The following is an 18,078-nucleotide window of genomic DNA, read 5'->3' on the forward strand; positions in this document are numbered from 1 at the left end:
GCGTTGGCTTCCTTCGTCACTCGGCCCGTCCATGGGCCAAGCTGGCTTACCGCGTACCTGCATCTCCAATGACTTTGAGCACACAGGGCGGTTACTGTTTAGGTTTAAAGCGCAATAAGCGGTTGGCGTTGCTGACCACGGTAATGGATGACAGTGCCATTGCTGCTCCCGCGACGACCGGGCTGAGTAATGTGCCGGTGAAAGGGAATAAAATACCCGCCGCAATCGGAATACCCAGTGCATTGTAGAAAAAGGCTCCCAACAGGTTTTGCTTCATATTGCGCAATGTTGCTTTGGAAAGCTCAACCGCGTCTGCAACCCCGTGTAGGCTATGGCGCATCAGGGTAATAGCCGCCGTTTCAATCGCAATATCACTGCCTCCGCCCATGGCAATCCCGACATCGGCTTGTGCCAGTGCGGGCGCATCATTGATGCCGTCGCCAATCATCGCCACTTTATACCCCGCGGCTTGCAGTTGTTTGATTGCTTCGGCTTTACCATCCGGCAAGACACCGGCGATTACCCTTCCAATCCCGGCTTCTTTGGCAATAGCATTCGCAGTTATAGGATTATCGCCGGTTAACATCACCAAGTTGTATCCCCTCTGATGCAAACGTTGCAGCGCGCTGATACTGTCACTGCGCAGTGGGTCGCGGATGGACAGCAGTGCTGCCGGTTTCCCTTGCGCCGTCAGAATCACTGGCGTCGCACCACTTTCAGCTTCTTGCTGCATTAATGATTGCAACTCGCGGGTATCAATCTGTTGCTCTTCCAACAGGCGATTATTGCCCAGTAACAGTGGAATGCCGTCGACCTCGCCACTGACCCCCAAACCGCGCAGGGTGCGGAATTGGTTGACCGTCGCCAGTGTCAGCCCCTCCGCTCGTTGTAAAATAGCGCGCGCCAGCGGGTGATTAGAGCCGGTTTCCAGCGCGGCTGCCCACTCCAGCGCTTGCTGCTCACTGACCCCATTAAAGGTATGAATTGCCACCACTTGCGGGTGCCCTTCGGTCAGGGTGCCGGTTTTGTCGAACACCAATGTGTCGAGGTTACTGGCCTGCTGCAAGGCATCGGCATCTCGCACTAATACTCCGAATTCAGCTGCCCGCCCCACACCGGAGATAATCGACATCGGCGTTGCCAGCCCAAGCGCACAAGGGCAAGCAATAATCAGCACCGTGGTGGCGACCACCAGGGTATAAACCAACTGCGGTTGTGGGCCGAAGAAATACCAAATTAGCCCGGCAATAACGGCAATCGCGACCACGGTCGGCACAAAGACTGCGGAGATTCTATCGGCCAGCTTACCAATTTCTGGTTTACTGCTTTGGGCCTGACGCACCAGCTTGATGATTCGCGCTAATGTTGTCTGGCTGCCGATAGCATTGGCGCGGAACAACACCGACCCATCCTGCACTTGTGTCCCGGCATGAACGACATCACCGGCTGACTTTTGTTGTGGGATAGGCTCGCCAGTCAACATGGCTTCGTCCATCCATACTTCGCCCTGCACAATTTCCCCATCAACCGGCACACGGTCACCCGTGGTGAGGCGCAAAGTCATGCCCAGTTGCACCTCCGCCAGCGGGATGAGTTTCTCGCCGTCGTCCGTCACTACCCGCGCCGTCGGCGGCGCTAAATCCAACAAGCGCTCCAATGCATTAGAGGAGCGCTGTCTGGCGCGTTGTTCCATAGCATGACCAAGATTAATTAACCCGATAATCATGGCACTGGCTTCGTAATAGAGATGGCGAGCTTCCATCGGGAACACATCCGGCCAGATATTCACTGTGATGGAGTAAATCCAGGCCGCGCCAGTCCCCAGTGCGACCAAAGTATCCATGGTCGCGCTGCCATTCTTCAGACTGACCCAAGCATTACGATAAAAATGCCCACCAGCAAATATCATTACCAGTAAGGTGATTATCCCGATAATCAACCAGGGCGTTTGAGTTTCGGGGGTGAGCGTCATGCTGCCGCCAAATAATCCCCATCCCATTAATGGGATACCCAATAACAGGCCGAGGGCCGCTTGCCACTGGAAGCGCTTCATACTGGCGTGCGACATTTGTTGCTGACGTTCGCGTCGCTCGCCTTCATCTTCAATAATTTCAGCACCATAACCGGCATTCTTGACTGCCGCGATCAATGCCTCATTGCTTGGGTGGCCGGTCACTAATGCACTGCGCTCCGCTAAATTGACGCGCGCAACCTCGACACCATCAACATTTTCCAGTGCATTCTGTACTTTGGATACGCAACTGGCGCAGCTCATGCCGGTCAGCAATAACTGAACACTGTCACTATCACGGGTGGTTGGCTCTGCTGCTTGGTTGGTTTCGCTTTTTTTAACATTATTTGTTGCTACCGGAATAGAGGAAGAGGCCGCTGCCAGATATTCCGGCGAAGATGGGGCTGAGTGAGTCAGCGGCTCAGTTTTTGGGGAGTGCGCGCCTGTTAATGTGGCGTGATAGCCCGCTTGCTCTACGGCATCAATCAGAGTTTGTGCATCGACTTTGCCATACACTTTGGCGCTCTCAAGTGCCACGTCCGCCGCAATAACGCCGGGAACGGCTTCCAGTGCTTTACGGGTAGATTCGGTACAATGTCCGCAACTCAGACCGGAAAGTTGTAACTCAATATCAGGGCGGTGCGCTTCTTCGGCCTGATAGCCGGCTTGCTTGACGGTATCAATCAAGGTTGTGATTTCGGCTTCGCCCGTCACCTTGGCATAGTGAACATTTACTTCCGCATGATGAATATCTTCCCGGCTTTCTAATGCCGTTTTTACACGTTTGGCACAATTCATACAGGAAAGGCCGTGTAAGGCCAGCACCGTGGTTTGCAACATAGTTGACTCCTTATCGAGTAGCACCCTATCCATAAATTTTGTAGGGATAAGTTTAGTCGGTATTCTCAGTCATAGCCTTTATTCAGGGCAATGATAAACCTTAATATGCACAGATTTTATTCCGCTTGACTGACATCCGTCCTTTCACTAATTATAGAGGTTAAACCTTCCAGCAAGGGTAAGGTCAAGGGGGGCGAATGAATATTAGTGATGTGGCAAAAAAAACCGGCTTAACCAGCAAAGCCATCCGTTTTTACGAAGAGAAGAAACTGGTGACACCGCCTATCCGCACGGACAATGGCTATCGCAGCTACAGCGCCAAACATATTGAAGAGTTAACTTTGTTGCGCCAGGCGCGGCAGGTGGGTTTTACCCTAGATGAATGCCGCGAGTTACTGGCATTGTTTCATAATCCCGCTCGCCACAGTGCGGATGTAAAAGCCGCGACCTTACAAAAAGTCGCAGAAATTGAACACCATATTCATGATCTTAAACAGATGCGATTGCGTTTATTGGCTTTAGCGGACGAATGCCCAGGGGATGACGGCGCAGAATGCCCGATTATCAATAACCTGACGGGGTGTTGTCATGCAAGTGAGAAGCAAGAGGCCAAAAGCAAGAAGTTGGGTGATGAGGCATTGATTTAGTATATGTTTAAAGACGCATTCAGATAAATACGCCTTTATATCAATATATTAGTGATTAATAGCTCTAACGTGCAAGGTGTTGCCTTCCACTAATATCACTTCAACTTCGGTACCAGCAGCTAGCTCATTCGCGCTATAAATGCGCCAACTGCTGTCGCCGACCCTCATACGGCCAAAACCGTCAACTGTCGGTTCCGTCAGTGTTGCCCGCGTTCCCAACAATTGATGGCTGCGCTGGTTCAGCATAGCAGGCTGTGGTTTGGTGCGTTTACTCAGCCAATACCACCATAGAAATGCAGAAACCACCGTCAGAACGGCGAACAACACGCCTTGCATCTCCCAGCTAAAGGGAAATAGCCAGACCAGAGCACCGACAACCACGGCAGCAACGCCGCTCCACAGCATATAACCACTGGCACCCAGCATCTCAGCGGCCAGTAGTAGCCCACCGAGTGATAGCCAAAACCAACTTGGATTTGCTGCAATTGCTTCCAGCATGGTTATTTACCTCGGCTGTTTTTACTCTCACCAATCAGTTCTGCAATACCACCGATAGCGCCCATTAAGCTACTGGCTTCTAGCGGCATCATAATGACTTTACTGTTATTGGCCGAACCAATGTGTTGCAGGGCATCGGTATATTTCTGTGCCACAAAATAGTTAATGGCTTGAATATCACCAGCAGCAATAGCTTCAGAAACCATTCTGGTCGCTTGGGCTTCAGCTTCAGCGCCACGTTCACGAGCTTCCGCTTGCAAGAATGCGGATTGACGCTCACCTTCAGCTTTCAGAATTTGTGATTGTTTCTCACCTTCGGCACGCAAAATAGCCGCCTGACGAACCCCTTCAGCTTCCAGAATATCCGCACGTTTGGTACGTTCAGCTTTCATCTGAGCATTCATCGCAGAAATCAGTTCAGCTGGTGGGCGCACGTCGCGGACTTCAATTCGGGTCACTTTGATGCCCCACGGGTTGGTTGCTTCATCAACAATGTGCAGCAGGCGGCCGTTGATGTTGTCACGTTGGGACAACATTTCATCCAGCTCCATAGAACCCAAAACAGTACGGAAGTTGGTCATGGTCAAATTGATAATGGCCGATTCCAAATTGCTGACTTCATAAGCTGCTTTCACGGGATCAATAACTTGGATAAAGCAAACGGCATCAATCGCCACGTTGGCATTATCACGGGAAATAATTTCTTGGGATGGGATATCCAGAACTTGTTCCATCATATTGATTTTGCGACCAACACGATCCATAAATGGCACAACGATATTCAGGCCTGGCATCAATGTTTTGGTATAACGACCAAAACGCTCAACAGTCCATTGAAAACCTTGCGGGACGATTTTGATTGAGGAAAAGACCACAATCAGGGCGACGACGATAAGTACAGGGATAACTGTAAACATATTTAACTTCCTGTCAGCAATGATTTTTGTTTCTTAATATTACGTGACAGGGCGCTAAACGCCTAATGAAAGGCAGGTAAAAGCGTGTAAATGAGAGAATGTGGGGCCGGAGCAGAATAAAACAGCGCGGGATGGCCCCGCGCCGTAGCAAATAATGGCAACCTTATCACGGCGAATAGCCGCTAAACGTGCCGGTCAGTAGAGTAAGGAGTAAAGTTGACGGCGATATTTGGCGGCCAGCGCATCGCCAGTACCTAGTGCGGCCAAAATATCCATTAATGTCTTACGCGCGGTGCCATTTGCCGCAGCTAAGTCTTTCTTCAAGTGGCCTAGCAGTAGCTCAAGTGCTTCTTCGTTACGGCCGACCTGATGCAGTTGCAGGGCTAATTGTACCGCCAGTTCAGCATTATCCGGCTGCTCAGCCACTTGTTGTTGTAACAACTGGATTTCGGGGGTGTCAGCGGCTTGTTTAAGTAACTCAATTTGTGCAATCAGCCCCTGATATCGGCTATCACGGTCTTGCAGTGGGATGGTTGCCAATACGCTTTCAGCATCTTCACTGCGGTTTAACTGAATTTGTGCTTCCGCCAGTTGCAGCGCAATGTCACTGGTTTGCGGGTTATTGCTTTGTTGCATCAACTGCCAGGCGTCTTTCAGCAATGGCAATGCTTCCTGCACTTTACCCTCACTCATCAACTGTGCAGCTTCGGCAGCTTTCAACTCTTCAGGTTTCGGTAACACTCGTTGCAGTAGTTCGCGGATAACTTCCTCTGGCTGTGGCCCTTGGAATCCATCAACTGGCTGACCGTCCTTAAAGAGATAAACAGCCGGAATGGAGCGCAAACCAAACTGTGACGCCACCATCTGTTGTGCATCGCAATCAACACGCGCCAGAATGAATTGGCCCGCATATTCTGCGACCAGTTTATCCAGCACTGGGGTCAGTTGCAGACAGTGCTGGCTGCGTTCAGACCAAAAATAGAACAGCACAGGCACAGCCATGGATTGTTCTAAAACCTGATGTAGGTTCGCTTCAGTAATATCAATCGTAGTAGGTGCTAGCATGAATTATTTCTCTCATCCGTTTTAACAGTAGATGGGGGCAGATTATGTCGCTTCAACCTCAAGCTTAGGAATTGCCACGCAGGACCTTGTCTAACAGGCGGCCCGGCAAGATGCGGCGCAATATCGTCAGCGCATGGGCGACTAAAGTGACCGGATAGCGCAATTGCGGGCGCGGGCTTTCCAATGCATGGCGCAATTTCGGTAAAATAGCTTCTGGCGGCAGTGTAAAGCGCTTGGCAATACCAGGATTATTCACCGGCTTATCAACCTGAGCCTGATTTACATTTTGCGTGAAATGGGTGCTTATTGGCCCCGGCTCAATCAAACTGACATGAATTCCGCTGTCATGCAGCTCCATGCGCAGTGCATCTGACCAAGCTTCCAGCGCATATTTACTGGCGGCATAGGCACCGCGCCCGGCAGTTGAAACCAACCCCATCACTGAGCTGGTTTGAATAATGCGCCCTTCGCCGTGAGGCAGCATGGCGGGCAGCAAAAGTTGCGTCAGTTGGTGGGTACCAAACAGGTTGGTGGAAAATTGTTTTTCCAACTGCTGGCGTGAAATCGTCTGCAATGGGCCATATAACCCAAAACCGCCGTTGTTAAACAAGGCATATAAACGCCCAGCGGTCAGCGCGATAACCTGCGCGGCGGCGCGTTCGACACTGGCGCTGTCATCCAAATCCAGTTCAATACCTTCCAGACCCAACTGAGTCATCCTGGTGACATCATCGGGTTTACGGCAGGCCGCCAGCACGCGATAACCTCGGTTTTTCAAGTCTTGTGCCGCAATCAGGCCAATACCGCTGGAACAACCGGTAATTAATACTGCTTTTTGCATAACTTTACCTAGTGAATGGTTCTATTTATCTAAACAAGTGGTTAACTAAAGCTTATAACTTCTTATTGGTTACTAACGGTTTGAGTTGTTGCGCCATCCAATCTGCTATGAAAGGTTGCGCCTCGGCGTTAGGGTGTAAACCATCATCCTGCATCCACTCGGGCTTTACGGCAACTTGTTCCATAAAGAAAGGCACCAATGGAATGCCGAATTGCTGCGCCAGCTGTGGGTACATAGCGGCGAAAGCATCAGTATAACGGCGGCCATAGTTAGGCGGAATACGGATTTGCATCAATAATGGCTGGGCCTTGGCCTCCTTTATCTGATTGATAACTTGTGTTAAATCCCGTTGAATATCTTGTGGTGGGAAACCGCGTAGGCCGTCATTAGCACCCAATTCAATCAGCACCCAACGGGGCTGATGTTGTTTCAGTAGGGCAGGTAGGCGGGCTAACCCCTGTGCAGCAGTATCACCACTGATACTGGCGTTAACCACCTTCGGTAATGACGGTGTAGCTTGCCATGTTTTATCCAACCGCGAAGGCCAGGCTTCGGCAATCGGTAGGCGGTAACCGGCGCTTAAACTGTCGCCGAGAATCAAAAGTGTATCGGTTGCGGCGGCACGCAAACTGAATAATCCCAACAGTAATAGGAAGGGAAGATGCCAGCGGAAAACGTTCTTGAAGTTCATCATCTTAATAAACACGTCGGTCAGGGTGAGCAACAGCTCTCCATCCTTACCGGAGTTGAGCTGGTTGTCAAACCCGCGCAGACAATTGCGCTGATTGGTGAGTCGGGTTCAGGTAAATCAACTTTACTGGGCATTTTAGCCGGGCTTGATGATGGCAGCAGCGGCGAAGTCAGTTTACTCGGGCAGTCTTTGACTGCCATGGATGAAGAGGGGCGTGCGCAACTGCGGGCAAAAAATATTGGTTTTGTTTTTCAATCATTTATGTTGGTACCGACTCTCAATACATTGGAAAACGTCCAGCTTCCGGCGCTATTGCGCGGGGAAAGCGAGCGCGAAAGTAAAACCCATGCCATTGAGTTATTAAAATTGGTCGGGCTGGAGAAGCGGTTGCACCACCTGCCGGCCCAGCTTTCGGGCGGCGAGCAGCAGCGGGTGGCGCTCGCGCGGGCTTTTAGCGGGCGGCCAAAAGTGTTATTTGCCGATGAACCAACGGGTAATCTTGATCGGCACACGGGCGACAAGATAGCCGATTTGTTGTTTTCCCTTAACCGGGACTACGGCACCACATTAATTTTGGTTACTCATGATGTGCAATTGGCTGGCCGTTGCCAGCGGCGGCTGCGGCTCCAAGACGGTAAATTGTGGGAGGAAGCATGATTTGGCGCTGGTTTTGGCGTGAGTGGCGCTCACCCTCACTATTAATTGTCTGGCTGGCATTAACACTGGCGGTAGCTTGTGTGCTGGCGCTGGGCAGTATTAGTGACCGGATGGAGCAAGGGCTTAGCCAACAGAGCCGTGATTTTTTGGCTGGCGACCGCGTGTTAAAAACGGCTCATCCGGTGCCGGAGAGCTGGTTGCTGGAAGCAAAACAGCAGGGGCTGTCTATCAGTCGCCAGCTTTCATTCATGACCATGACGTTTGCCGGTGATCGCCCGCAACTGGCGGATGTGAAAGCCACGGACTTAGCTTATCCGCTGTATGGCAAGCTAGAAACCTTACCGGCGGATGTCAAACTTGAACCGGGAACCGCGCTGGCGGCCCCGCGATTGCTGGCGCTGCTCGGGGTTAAAGTCGGCGATACACTGGATGTCGGTGATACTTCGCTAAAGATTATTGGCGAAGTGCTTCAGGAGCCGGATTCAGGTTTTAACCCCTTCCAAACTGCGCCGCGGATTTTAATTAATTTGGCGGATGTAGAGAAAACCGGCGCAATACAACCGGGTAGCCGATTGAATTATCTCTATATGTTTGCCGGGCCACCGGAGGCAATTGCTAAATTCAGTGACTGGCTGACTCCACAATTGAAGCCGGAACAGCGCTGGTATGGTTTGCAAGAATCTGGCGGTGCGCTGGGGAAATCCTTGCAACGCGCCCAGCAATTCTTACTGTTATCGGCGTTATTGACGTTATTACTGTCCATTGCCGCAGTGGCCGTGGCAATGGGGCATTATTGCCGCAGCCGCTATGATTTGGTGGCGGTATTGAAAACATTAGGGGCCGGGCGCAGTGCGCTACGGCGGCTAATTATCGGCCAGTGGGTCTCGGTGTTGGTGCTGGCGGGTTTGTGCGGCAGTGTCATTGGCTTATTGTTCGAGAAAGTGTTAATCCGTTTATTGTCCCCAGTATTGCCGGCTACATTACCGGCCGCAGGTGCTTGGCCATGGATATGGTCAATGGGATCGCTGATATTGATTTCATTGCTGGTGGGTATTCGCCCTTATCGGCAACTGTTGGCAACTCAACCGCTGCGAGTATTGCGCCGCGATGTTTCAGCCAATGTTTGGCCGCTGCGCTACTTTATTCCGGTGATGATAGCGGTGGTGGTCGGCTTGCTGGCCTTACTGATGGGCGGGAATTCGCTGCTGTGGGCCATTCTCGGCGGCATGGTGGTGCTGGCGTTATTGCTGGGCATTATCGGCTGGGGGGGGTTATTGCTGTTGCGCCGCCTGACGGTGACTCGCTTGTCATTACGGCTGGCGATTAACCGCTTGTTGCGCCAACCGTGGATGACGCTAACGCAGCTGGCGGCATTCTCACTGTCATTTATGTTGTTGGCTTTATTATTGGTATTACGCGGTGATTTATTGGACCGCTGGCAACAGCAATTGCCGCCGGATAGCCCGAATTATTTCCTACTGAATATTACGCCGCAGCAGGTACCGCAAGTCACGGAATTCCTCACGCAGCATCAGATAACGCCGTCGACTTTTTATCCGATTATTCGCGCACGGCTGACTGAAATTAATCAACAATTGGCGACCGAACGGGTTGCGGAAGATGCGCCTGGCGGGGAGGCCGTTAATCGCGAGCTGAATCTGACCTGGCAGCAGGATTTGCCCGAGCACAATATTTTGACCGCCGGGCAGTGGCCGCCTAAGGCGGATGAAGTGTCGATTGAGAAAGGCATTGCTGATCGAGTGGGAATTAAAATCGGCGATAAACTGACATTCAGTGGCGATACGCAGTCATTTGGTGCGACTGTGAGCAGTATTCGTCAGGTGGATTGGGAAAGCCTGCGCCCTAATTTTTACTTTATTTTCCCACCGGCTGTACTGGATGGGCAACCCCAAACCTGGCTGACCAGCTTCCGCTATCACGGTGACGGCGAGGTTCTGACGCAATTGAATCGCCAGTTCCCGACTCTCAGTTTACTGGATATTGGCGCGATGCTGAAACAGGTTGGGCAGGTGCTGCAACAGGTCAGCCGCGCACTGGAAGTGATGGTGGTATTGGTGATTATTTGTGGCACTTTGCTGCTATTAGCACAGGTACAGGTTGGCATGCGCCAGCGCCGTCAGGAATTGGTGGTTTACCGGACACTCGGCGCAAGTAAACGCTTACTGCGAGGTACATTGTGGTGGGAATTTGCGTTGCTGGGGCTAGTAGCCGGTATGGCGGCAGCTATCGGAGCAGAAGCGGCACTTTGGGCATTACAGCGCTTAGTGTTTGATTTCCCGTGGCAACCTAACTGGATCATGTGGTGGTTATTGCCATTGGCGGCGGCGCTGTTGCTGTCACTCTGTGGCGGTTGGTTAGGGGCCAGATTGTTGCAGGGGCGGGCGTTATTCCGTCATTACACGGATTAGTGAAATAACGCGGGCGGCATAAACTGCCCGCGCTTCAGTTATAACTTAGCTTGCGCCCAGCGCAGGGCGTTTTGGTATTCCGCAGGTAGCAAAGGTGCTAATGCCGCCAGGGCCGCACTTAATTGCGCGCCATCGGGGTCATTTAAATTCAAATGGCCCACTTTACGGCCTTCGCGCACTTCTTTTTCATACCAATGCAGATGCACCAAGGGCAGTGATAGCCACTCTATATTCACTGGCGTGCCAATCAGATTGACCATCGCGGAGGGAGTATTCACCACCGGTTTGGGCAGCGGTAAGTCCAAAATAGCGCGCAGGTGCAGCTCGAACTGGCTGATAGAAGCACCATTTTGTGTCCAGTGACCACTGTTATGTACTCGCGGTGCCAGCTCATTAATTAGTAAACTGTCGTCGACGATAAAGCACTCCATCGCCATTACACCAACATAATTCAGCTCATCCATAATTGCGGACAGCATTTTCTCTGCTTGCTGCTGTAGTTTGCTATTGGGCTGTGGTAATGCCACGCTCATGCGCAAAATACCTTCTTCATGAAGATTATGGGTCAGTGGATAAAAGACTGATTGACCTTGATGACTGCGCGCACCGACCAATGAAACTTCGCCGGAAAAGTTAATACCTTGCTCGACAATACATTCGCCGTAAGCATCGGCGGGCAAACTTTCTTGTTCACCGGCGCGTAAACGCCATTGACCCCGTCCGTCATAACCGCCGACCCGACGTTTCACGATGGCTAATTCACCCAGTGTGGCAAAGACCTGCGGCCACTCACTATTGCTGGCCAATAATTGCCATGGTGCGGTCGCCAAATTCAAGCTGTCGAGCAACTGTTTTTGAGTCAGACGGTCAGCCAGACGAGGGAAAATATCGCGGTTAACGAAAGCGGTGTGGGTGGCGAGTTCGCGGGTTAACGCGGTTTCCGGCCAGCGCTCAATCTCGGCAGTAATCACACTGTGCTGATAAGGCACGGCTTCTGGCTCGGCATCTAAACCTACTGGATAAACAGCAATGCCTAGCGGCTCACCGGCTTGACGCAGCATGCGCCCCAATTGACCATTACCTAATACGCAAACGGGTTTCATGCTTCATCCCTCGGATCGGGATTGTCCAACACTTCGTCAGTTTGATTTTTACGCCAATCTGCTAAACGTGCTGCTAATTCAACATCATGCAGCGCCAGTATTTGAGCCGCCAGCAATGCTGCATTCGCCGCCCCGGCTTTACCAATGGCCAGTGTTCCCACCGGAATGCCACGTGGCATCTGCACGATGGAATACAAGCTATCGACACCGCTTAATGCCGCACTTTGTACCGGCACACCTAAGACCGGCACCAATGTTTTGGCCGCTAGCATACCCGGCAGGTGAGCAGCACCGCCCGCGCCTGCAATAATGACATGTAAGCCATTAGCATCGGCTTGCTCAGCAAAACTGAACAGTTTGTCGGGGGTGCGATGGGCAGAAACAACTTCGACATGAAAGGGGACATTGAGCGTGGTGAGCACGTCGGCGGCGAACTGCATGGTGGCCCAGTCACTCTTGGACCCCATTACGATAGCGATTTTAACCCCGGCTGGGTAAGCCGAATCGAGGTTAGCTCCCATGAGTGTAAAGCTCCTGTGATTGCGCAAGCGTCGGCCAGAATGATCTTATTTTAAATCATGACTGGTGAAGAGGGCGTAGAGCATATCATGAGCCAAAGGCGAGGAAAACGGTTGCGTAGCGGCTTTTAGTGGGTTTTATTAGTTTTTTGATCGTAGTTGATGAGGTAAAACCTGAAGGTTAAAACGGGAATTTAATCAATTCAACACTATCAGCCGTGACTTTAACCATTGAACCTTCAACATGCCAGGCACCTAAAACCACACGGTGTGCCGTTGCCGCCGCTAATTCGACGGTATGAACCGCAGGGCGGTGGGTATGCCCATGAATCATCCAACTGACATTATTTCGCTCGAAAGTTTCAACCACCGCCTGTGGATTGACATCCATAATCAGCTGCGATTTACCGCTATTATTTTGTTGGCTTTGATTGCGCATATAAGCCGCAATGCGTAAGCGAAAACGCAGCGGTAGCCACAGAAAGAGCTTCTGGATCAGGGGATTGTGTACTCGGCGGCGAAAATGCTGATAGTCGGCATCATCAGTGCACAGGGTATCGCCATGTAAAATAACGATTTTACGGCCATACAACTCAACAACTTTCTCTTCCGGCAGCAAGGTCATGCCACTTTCAAGTGCAAAGCGTTTACCCAGCAGAAAATCGCGGTTACCGTGGATAAAGTAGCAGGGCACGCCCTGTTGTTGGAGTGATTTCAACGCGGCAGCAACTTGCCGATACAGAGGCTCGGGGTCATCGTCGCCAATCCAGGATTCGAATAAATCGCCCAGGATATATAATGCATCAGCATGAATAGCATCACGCTGTATAAAATGCAGGAAACCGGCAGTGATTGCCGGTTCCTGAACGCTAAGATGCAAATCTGCAATAAAAAGCGTGCTCATTAAGCCGTTATTACTCGCTAACAGTAACGCTTTGAATGATCACATCTTCTTTTGGCACATCTTGATGCATACCGCTGCGGCCAGTCGCGACGTTTTTGATTTTATCAACCACGTCCAGACCTTCAGTCACTTCAGCAAACACGCAGTAACCCCAACCATCTGGGCGCTCTGAACGGAAGTTTAGGAAGTCATTGTCTGCAACGTTAATAAAGAACTGAGCAGTGGCAGAGTGTGGATCGTTGGTACGCGCCATTGCCAAAGTGCCACGGGTATTTTTCAGACCGTTGTTGGCTTCGTTCTTGATAGGGGCATCAGTTGTTTTCTGGTTCATGCCCGGCTCAAAACCACCGCCCTGAATCATGAAACCATCAATAACACGGTGGAAAATAGTGTTATCATAGAAACCTTTACGGCAGTAGTTCAGGAAGTTTTCAACAGTAGCCGGCGCTTTATCTGCGAAGGTGTTGATGACGATATCGCCGTGATTAGTATGAAAAGTGACCATAATAATGTTCCTGCTAGTGTAATAAGTGTATTCACAAATGAGTCGTAACTCTTTAGATGGCTCTTATATCATATCTGCGAGATTGAGTCAGCACTCGAAACGCCGCCAAGATGTGCGAAAAAGTGCTGTATCGGGAGCTGATTTACCGCATAATCTGATGATATCTTTTTAAACCATGCGTTTCGCAAAAACAAAAACCACGGAATGTCCCAATGCTAAAGATTTTTAATACACTGAGTCGCCAAAAAGAGGAATTCAAGCCTATTCATGCCGGTAAAATAGGTATGTATGTATGCGGGATCACCATCTATGACCTGTGTCACATTGGGCATGGGCGGACTTTTGTCGCTTTCGACGTTGTGTCGCGTTATTTGCGTTATTTAGGTTACTCTTTGACGTATGTCCGCAATGTCACCGACGTTGACGATAAAATTATTAAACGTGCCATTGAAAACAATGAAACCTGCGAGCAACTGACTACGCGGATGTTGGCTGAAATGCACAAAGATTTTGATGCATTGAATCTCAAACGCCCAGATTTAGAACCGCGCGCTACCCATCACATCCCAGAAATTATTGAGCTGACCGAGCGCTTGATTGCCCGCAAGCATGCTTATGTGGCTTCAAATGGAGATGTTATGTTCTCTGTTGAAAGTGATCCGGATTATGGTTTGTTATCTCGTCAAGATCTGGACCAGTTGCAAGCGGGCGCGCGAGTTGAAGTGGCTGATGTTAAACGCAATCCGATGGATTTTGTCTTGTGGAAAATGTCCAAACCCGGCGAACCTAGCTGGGAATCACCTTGGGGGCCGGGCCGCCCTGGTTGGCATATTGAATGTTCGGCAATGAACGGCAAGCAGTTAGGCGCGCATTTTGATATTCACGGCGGCGGCTCTGATTTGATGTTCCCGCACCACGAAAATGAAATTGCACAATCCACCTGTGCGCATGATGGCCCTTATGTGAATTACTGGATGCACTCCGGTATGGTGATGATCGACAAAGAAAAAATGTCGAAATCTCTGAATAACTTTTTCACTATCCGCGATGTGCTGGCCTATTACGATGCTGAAACCGTGCGTTATTTCCTGATGTCCGGCCATTATCGTAGCCAGCTTAATTACAGCGAAGAAAATCTCAAGCAAGCACGTGCTTCTTTAGAGCGCTTATACACCGCGCTGCGCGGGACTGACGTGAATGCAGCGCCGGCTGGTGGTGCTGAGTTTGAAGCGCGTTTCCGTGCGGCAATGGATGATGATTTCAATACTCCAGAGGCCTACTCGGTGCTGTTTGATCTCGCCCGTGAAGTAAACCGCCTCAAAGCTGAAGATATGACCGCGGCAAATGCGTTAGCGGCTGAATTGCGTAAACTGGCGCATGTGCTGGGATTATTGGAACAAGATCCAGAACTGTTTTTGCAAAGTGGGGCGCAGACTGACGACGACGACGAAGTGGCAAAAATCGAAGCTCTTATTAAACAGCGCAACGATGCCCGCAGTAGTAAAGATTGGGCGCTGGCAGATTCTGCCCGTGATCAATTGAATGGGCTGGGGATTGTGTTGGAAGATGGCCCGCAAGGGACAACCTGGCGTCGTAAATAATACGGAACTGGTTAACGGTACCCTAAATAATTTGAGTTGCAGGAAGGCAGCCAATGCACATGCAGCTTGAAGTATAACGGGTATAAGATTAAAAAAATTGCGGTTCTGGTGTTGACCAGTAACCGCATTTTTTTGCCCATATATTATAACTGCTACAACGGCAGTTTTTCGCAATAACCAGCTAAAACTCGCCGTTGCTGAGGTTATTAGGCTTTAACCTGTACTTTCATACCTTGAAACTCAACAATCTGGTCAGCCAGGATCTTGCAGCGCTTGCGCGTTTCCACATTCCCGTCGACTTTTACCAGCCCATCAGCGATGGCGGCTTTTGCTGAGGCACCGCTATCGTTCCAACCTTGCAACTTTAATAAGTCACACAGTTCGACGTGCGGGTGTTTTTCCAAATGAAAAATGTCCATTACTGTCCTTTCACTCTATTTTCGTTGATGTCATGATATTCCTCGCAGGCTTGCAAGGTATTTTGTATCAGTGTTGCAACGGTCATCGGCCCGACGCCACCGGGAACCGGTGTAATCCAACCCGCACGCTCAACGGCGGCATCAAATTCTACATCACCGACTACTTTACCACTTTCCAAGCGGTTAATGCCGACATCAATCACGATAGCACCGGGTTTTATCCACTCACCGGGAATAAAACCGGGTTTACCGACAGCAACGACTAATAAATCTGCATTTTCGACATGTTGGCGCAAATTTTTGGTAAACCGATGAGTGACGGTAGTGGTGCAACCCGCCAGTAATAGCTCAAGGCTCATCGGGCGGCCGACAATATTGGATGCCCCTACCACGACAGCATTCAGACCATAAGTCGGGATATCATAACGCTCTAGCAGTGTCACGATGCCGCGTGGAGTACAAGGGCGGAGTTTAGGCGCCCGCTGACACAAGCGGCCAACATTGTAGGGATGGAAGCCATCCACGTCTTTATCCGGGTGAATACGTTCCAGGACTTTGACATTATCAATACCCGCGGGCAGTGGCAGTTGTACTAGAATCCCATCTATTTCACTATCGTCATTCAGTGAATCAATCAATGCTAACAGCTCGGCTTCCGTGGTGGTCATCGGCAGGTCATAAGAGCGGGAAACGAAACCCACTTCTTCACAGGCTTTACGTTTACTGGCGACATAAATTTGTGAGGCTGGATTTTCACCTACTAGCACAACAGCAAGGCCAGGGGCACGTTTACCCGCAGCTAAACGTTTCTGTACCAACGCAGCTACTTCGTTTCGTACCTGCTGCGCAATCGTTTTACCATCTATAATTTTCGCTGACATCAGTGGAAGGGTCCATCAATTAAAAAAGCGGGAATCTGCCTATTTTGTCAGAAGCGGGGCGTGCTGTCAGGCGTATAATAACGATTAATTAACGATTAAATAGCCAGTTGATAAACCGTAAGGCGAAAAGCCATTGACTCAAAGGCGACTGCCCGTATAATCCAACCCGCAACTGACTGCCAGCAGCGTTCTATGCTGCGGTAAATATCAAATGCGCCCTTAGCTCAGTTGGATAGAGCAACGGCCTTCTAAGCCGTAGGTCACAGGTTCGAATCCTGTAGGGCGTACCATTAAAATCAATGAGTTACCCTCGAATTCCCCCTTAATTATCAGCTACCTTTTTCAAAAGTGCCAGATTAGTGACATTAAACCCCATTACCTCATCAATTTTACGCGCATGCTCAGTTAAATGGTTTGGCGACAAGTGGGCATATCGACGTACCATTTCTATGCTTTCCCATCCGCCCATTTCCTGAAGTGCTGATAGTGGGACTCCTGCTTGAACTAACCAGCTTGCCCAGGTATGCCGCAAATCATGGAAACGAAAGTCTGTTATCCCTGATCGCTTCAATCCAGTTCTCCATGCTGTATTATCATCAACACGCATTTTCCTGACCTCAGCAGTTTTTGTTCCATCTGCCCGGTGCCATGCCGAGGTGTGGACAAACACATATCTCGAGTGTCGGCCTATCTGCTCACGTAATACCTTGCATGACATATCATTCAGAGCCACGCCGATTGCCTTTCCCGCTTTAGCGTTCTCTGGGTGTATCAAACATTGGCAGAGTCAAAGTGAGCAAGACAATATTCTTCATGTTGCCCGCGTGCCATTGCTGACGGTATGCTGTCCGGACGGAAGATGGGTGGGCGCATTAGCTCGGTATCGGGCCGCAATATCACGCTTGACCGTGTTGCTGATGTGAAAATTGGCGATCGGCTACTTGTTAATTTACCGAGCGGTGTAGCGCAGGGCAGGACGGTGCAGGCAGCAAACATTCCACGCCAATGGTCAGGTTGCAGTTAAATTAGGGTATTTCTAATGGCGGAGCCAATTTTGTATGTATCTCCCACAGATGGTGGGAAAGGCATCAATATGACGTCAGGAACCCGGTTGCTAAAATTTCTTGGTATCGTGCCTTTATCAAATCAGGTCGTAGATGCTTTACGCGAGATCCAGGTAGTGACAGGAAGATACAACCTTGTATTCCCCGGTCGTAATGACATTACTAAACCAATGAGTGAAGCGAGTATCAATCAGGTACTGAAACGGGTTGGCTATCATGGAAGAGCGACAGGGCATGGCTTCCGGCATACGATGAGTACCATCTTGCATGAGCAGGGATTCAATACGGCGTGGATTGAATTGCAACTAGCACACGTGGACAAGAATACGATTCGCGGGACCTATAACCATGCGCAGTATCTGGAGCAGAGAAGGGAGATGTTGCAGTGGTATGGGGATTATGTGGATGGGCTGAAACATGGCGGGAATGTGATGCATGGGGAGTTTGGGCTTCGTGCTAAGTAAACGTGGTTTTCTGAGGGAATAGC

At 50.4% G+C, this 18,078-nt stretch carries 17 protein-coding genes, 1 tRNA gene and 2 pseudogenes; 7 read left to right on the forward strand and 13 right to left on the reverse strand.

Going from position 1 to position 18,078, the window contains the following annotated elements:
- Positions 1-91: 91 nt before the first annotated feature.
- A complete protein-coding gene (gene copA / locus OVO64_RS07785; protein ID WP_038631618.1) occupies positions 92-2,851 on the reverse strand; it encodes a copper-exporting P-type ATPase CopA in 2,760 nt (919 codons plus the stop codon).
- Between the two features lie 197 nt (positions 2,852-3,048).
- Between copA and cueR the strand changes: the two genes are divergently transcribed.
- Positions 3,049-3,498, forward strand: a complete 450-nt coding sequence (gene cueR, locus OVO64_RS07790) for a Cu(I)-responsive transcriptional regulator (protein WP_267248699.1) — start codon at positions 3,049-3,051, stop codon at positions 3,496-3,498.
- Positions 3,499-3,546: 48 nt separating this feature from the next.
- Here the strand turns inward: cueR and OVO64_RS07795 are convergent, their stop codons facing one another.
- The 5 genes from OVO64_RS07795 to tesA all read right to left on the reverse strand — a co-directional run bounded on the left by OVO64_RS07795 (position 3,547) and on the right by tesA (position 7,510).
- Positions 3,547-3,996 (reverse strand): NfeD family protein, encoded by a 450-nt coding sequence (locus OVO64_RS07795; RefSeq protein WP_267248700.1) that lies wholly within the window; start codon positions 3,994-3,996, stop codon positions 3,547-3,549.
- 2 nt (positions 3,997-3,998) lie between these two features.
- Positions 3,999-4,913 carry an SPFH domain-containing protein gene (locus OVO64_RS07800; protein WP_004704953.1) on the reverse strand — a complete coding sequence of 305 codons (915 nt, stop codon included), beginning with the start codon at positions 4,911-4,913 and terminating at the stop codon, positions 3,999-4,001.
- Between the two features lie 195 nt (positions 4,914-5,108).
- Complete coding sequence (locus OVO64_RS07805) at positions 5,109-5,978, reverse strand: thioredoxin family protein (protein ID WP_145509491.1); 870 nt, start codon at positions 5,976-5,978, stop codon at positions 5,109-5,111.
- Positions 5,979-6,042: 64 nt separating this feature from the next.
- Positions 6,043-6,819, reverse strand: a complete 777-nt coding sequence (locus OVO64_RS07810) for an SDR family oxidoreductase (RefSeq protein ID WP_038631632.1) — start codon at positions 6,817-6,819, stop codon at positions 6,043-6,045.
- Positions 6,820-6,871: 52 nt separating this feature from the next.
- Entirely contained in the window at positions 6,872-7,510 is a 639-nt protein-coding gene (gene tesA / locus OVO64_RS07815; protein ID WP_038631634.1) for a multifunctional acyl-CoA thioesterase I/protease I/lysophospholipase L1, read from the reverse strand.
- On the opposite strand from tesA, the gene ybbA reads away from it, so the two are divergent.
- Positions 7,481-8,167 carry a putative ABC transporter ATP-binding protein YbbA gene (gene ybbA / locus OVO64_RS07820; protein WP_004390643.1) on the forward strand — a complete coding sequence of 229 codons (687 nt, stop codon included), beginning with the start codon at positions 7,481-7,483 and terminating at the stop codon, positions 8,165-8,167. The genes tesA and ybbA overlap by 30 nt on opposite strands.
- A complete protein-coding gene (gene ybbP, locus OVO64_RS07825) occupies positions 8,164-10,596 on the forward strand; it encodes a putative ABC transporter permease subunit YbbP (RefSeq protein WP_038631637.1) in 2,433 nt (810 codons plus the stop codon). Before ybbA ends, ybbP begins: the two co-directional genes overlap by 4 nt.
- A 38-nt stretch (positions 10,597-10,634) precedes the next feature.
- Here ybbP and purK read toward each other — a convergent pair whose 3' ends face one another.
- The 4 genes from purK to ppiB form a co-directional block, all read right to left on the reverse strand.
- Positions 10,635-11,699: a 5-(carboxyamino)imidazole ribonucleotide synthase gene (gene purK, locus OVO64_RS07830; RefSeq protein ID WP_038631640.1), complete on the reverse strand. Its 1,065-nt coding sequence runs from the start codon at positions 11,697-11,699 to the stop codon at positions 10,635-10,637.
- Positions 11,696-12,220 (reverse strand): 5-(carboxyamino)imidazole ribonucleotide mutase, encoded by a 525-nt coding sequence (gene purE / locus OVO64_RS07835; protein ID WP_004390638.1) that lies wholly within the window; start codon positions 12,218-12,220, stop codon positions 11,696-11,698. The genes purK and purE overlap by 4 nt, the downstream gene beginning before the upstream one ends.
- A gap of 178 nt (positions 12,221-12,398) precedes the next feature.
- A complete protein-coding gene (locus tag OVO64_RS07840) occupies positions 12,399-13,121 on the reverse strand; it encodes a UDP-2,3-diacylglucosamine diphosphatase (RefSeq protein ID WP_038631644.1) in 723 nt (240 codons plus the stop codon).
- Between the two features lie 10 nt (positions 13,122-13,131).
- The gene (gene ppiB, locus OVO64_RS07845; protein WP_038631646.1) at positions 13,132-13,626 is read right to left on the reverse strand and encodes a peptidylprolyl isomerase B; all 495 of its coding nucleotides are present in this window, start codon (positions 13,624-13,626) and stop codon (positions 13,132-13,134) included.
- A 212-nt stretch (positions 13,627-13,838) separates the two neighbouring features.
- On the opposite strand from ppiB, the gene cysS reads away from it, so the two are divergent.
- A complete protein-coding gene (cysS, locus tag OVO64_RS07850; protein ID WP_050291366.1) occupies positions 13,839-15,227 on the forward strand; it encodes a cysteine--tRNA ligase in 1,389 nt (462 codons plus the stop codon).
- A 206-nt stretch (positions 15,228-15,433) separates the two neighbouring features.
- On the opposite strand, the gene ybcJ is transcribed toward cysS, so the two are convergent.
- Together ybcJ and folD are read right to left on the reverse strand one after the other, a co-directional pair.
- On the reverse strand, positions 15,434-15,646 hold the full coding sequence (gene ybcJ / locus OVO64_RS07855) for a ribosome-associated protein YbcJ (RefSeq protein ID WP_038631651.1): 213 nt from the start codon (positions 15,644-15,646) through the stop codon (positions 15,434-15,436).
- Complete coding sequence (gene folD / locus OVO64_RS07860) at positions 15,646-16,527, reverse strand: bifunctional methylenetetrahydrofolate dehydrogenase/methenyltetrahydrofolate cyclohydrolase FolD (protein WP_038631653.1); 882 nt, start codon at positions 16,525-16,527, stop codon at positions 15,646-15,648. The genes ybcJ and folD overlap by 1 nt, the downstream gene beginning before the upstream one ends.
- A 213-nt stretch (positions 16,528-16,740) precedes the next feature.
- Here folD and OVO64_RS07865 point away from each other — a divergent pair.
- A tRNA-Arg gene (locus OVO64_RS07865) sits at positions 16,741-16,817 on the forward strand.
- Positions 16,818-16,849: 32 nt separating this feature from the next.
- On the opposite strand, the pseudogene OVO64_RS07870 reads toward OVO64_RS07865, so the two are convergent.
- Positions 16,850-17,299: pseudogene (locus OVO64_RS07870) on the reverse strand (site-specific integrase); the annotation flags it as partial.
- Between the two features lie 87 nt (positions 17,300-17,386).
- Between OVO64_RS07870 and OVO64_RS07880 the strand changes: the two are divergent.
- Together OVO64_RS07880 and OVO64_RS07885 are read left to right on the forward strand one after the other, a co-directional pair.
- Positions 17,387-17,551 (forward strand): hypothetical protein, encoded by a 165-nt coding sequence (locus tag OVO64_RS07880; RefSeq protein ID WP_267248714.1) that lies wholly within the window; start codon positions 17,387-17,389, stop codon positions 17,549-17,551.
- 105 nt (positions 17,552-17,656) lie between these two features.
- Positions 17,657-18,055: pseudogene (locus OVO64_RS07885) on the forward strand (tyrosine-type recombinase/integrase); the annotation flags it as partial.
- Between the last annotated feature and the right edge of the window lie 23 nt (positions 18,056-18,078).

It is taken from the genome of Yersinia sp. Marseille-Q5920, assembly GCF_946902935.1.
GTDB classification, from domain to species: Bacteria; Pseudomonadota; Gammaproteobacteria; order Enterobacterales; family Enterobacteriaceae; genus Yersinia; species Yersinia rochesterensis.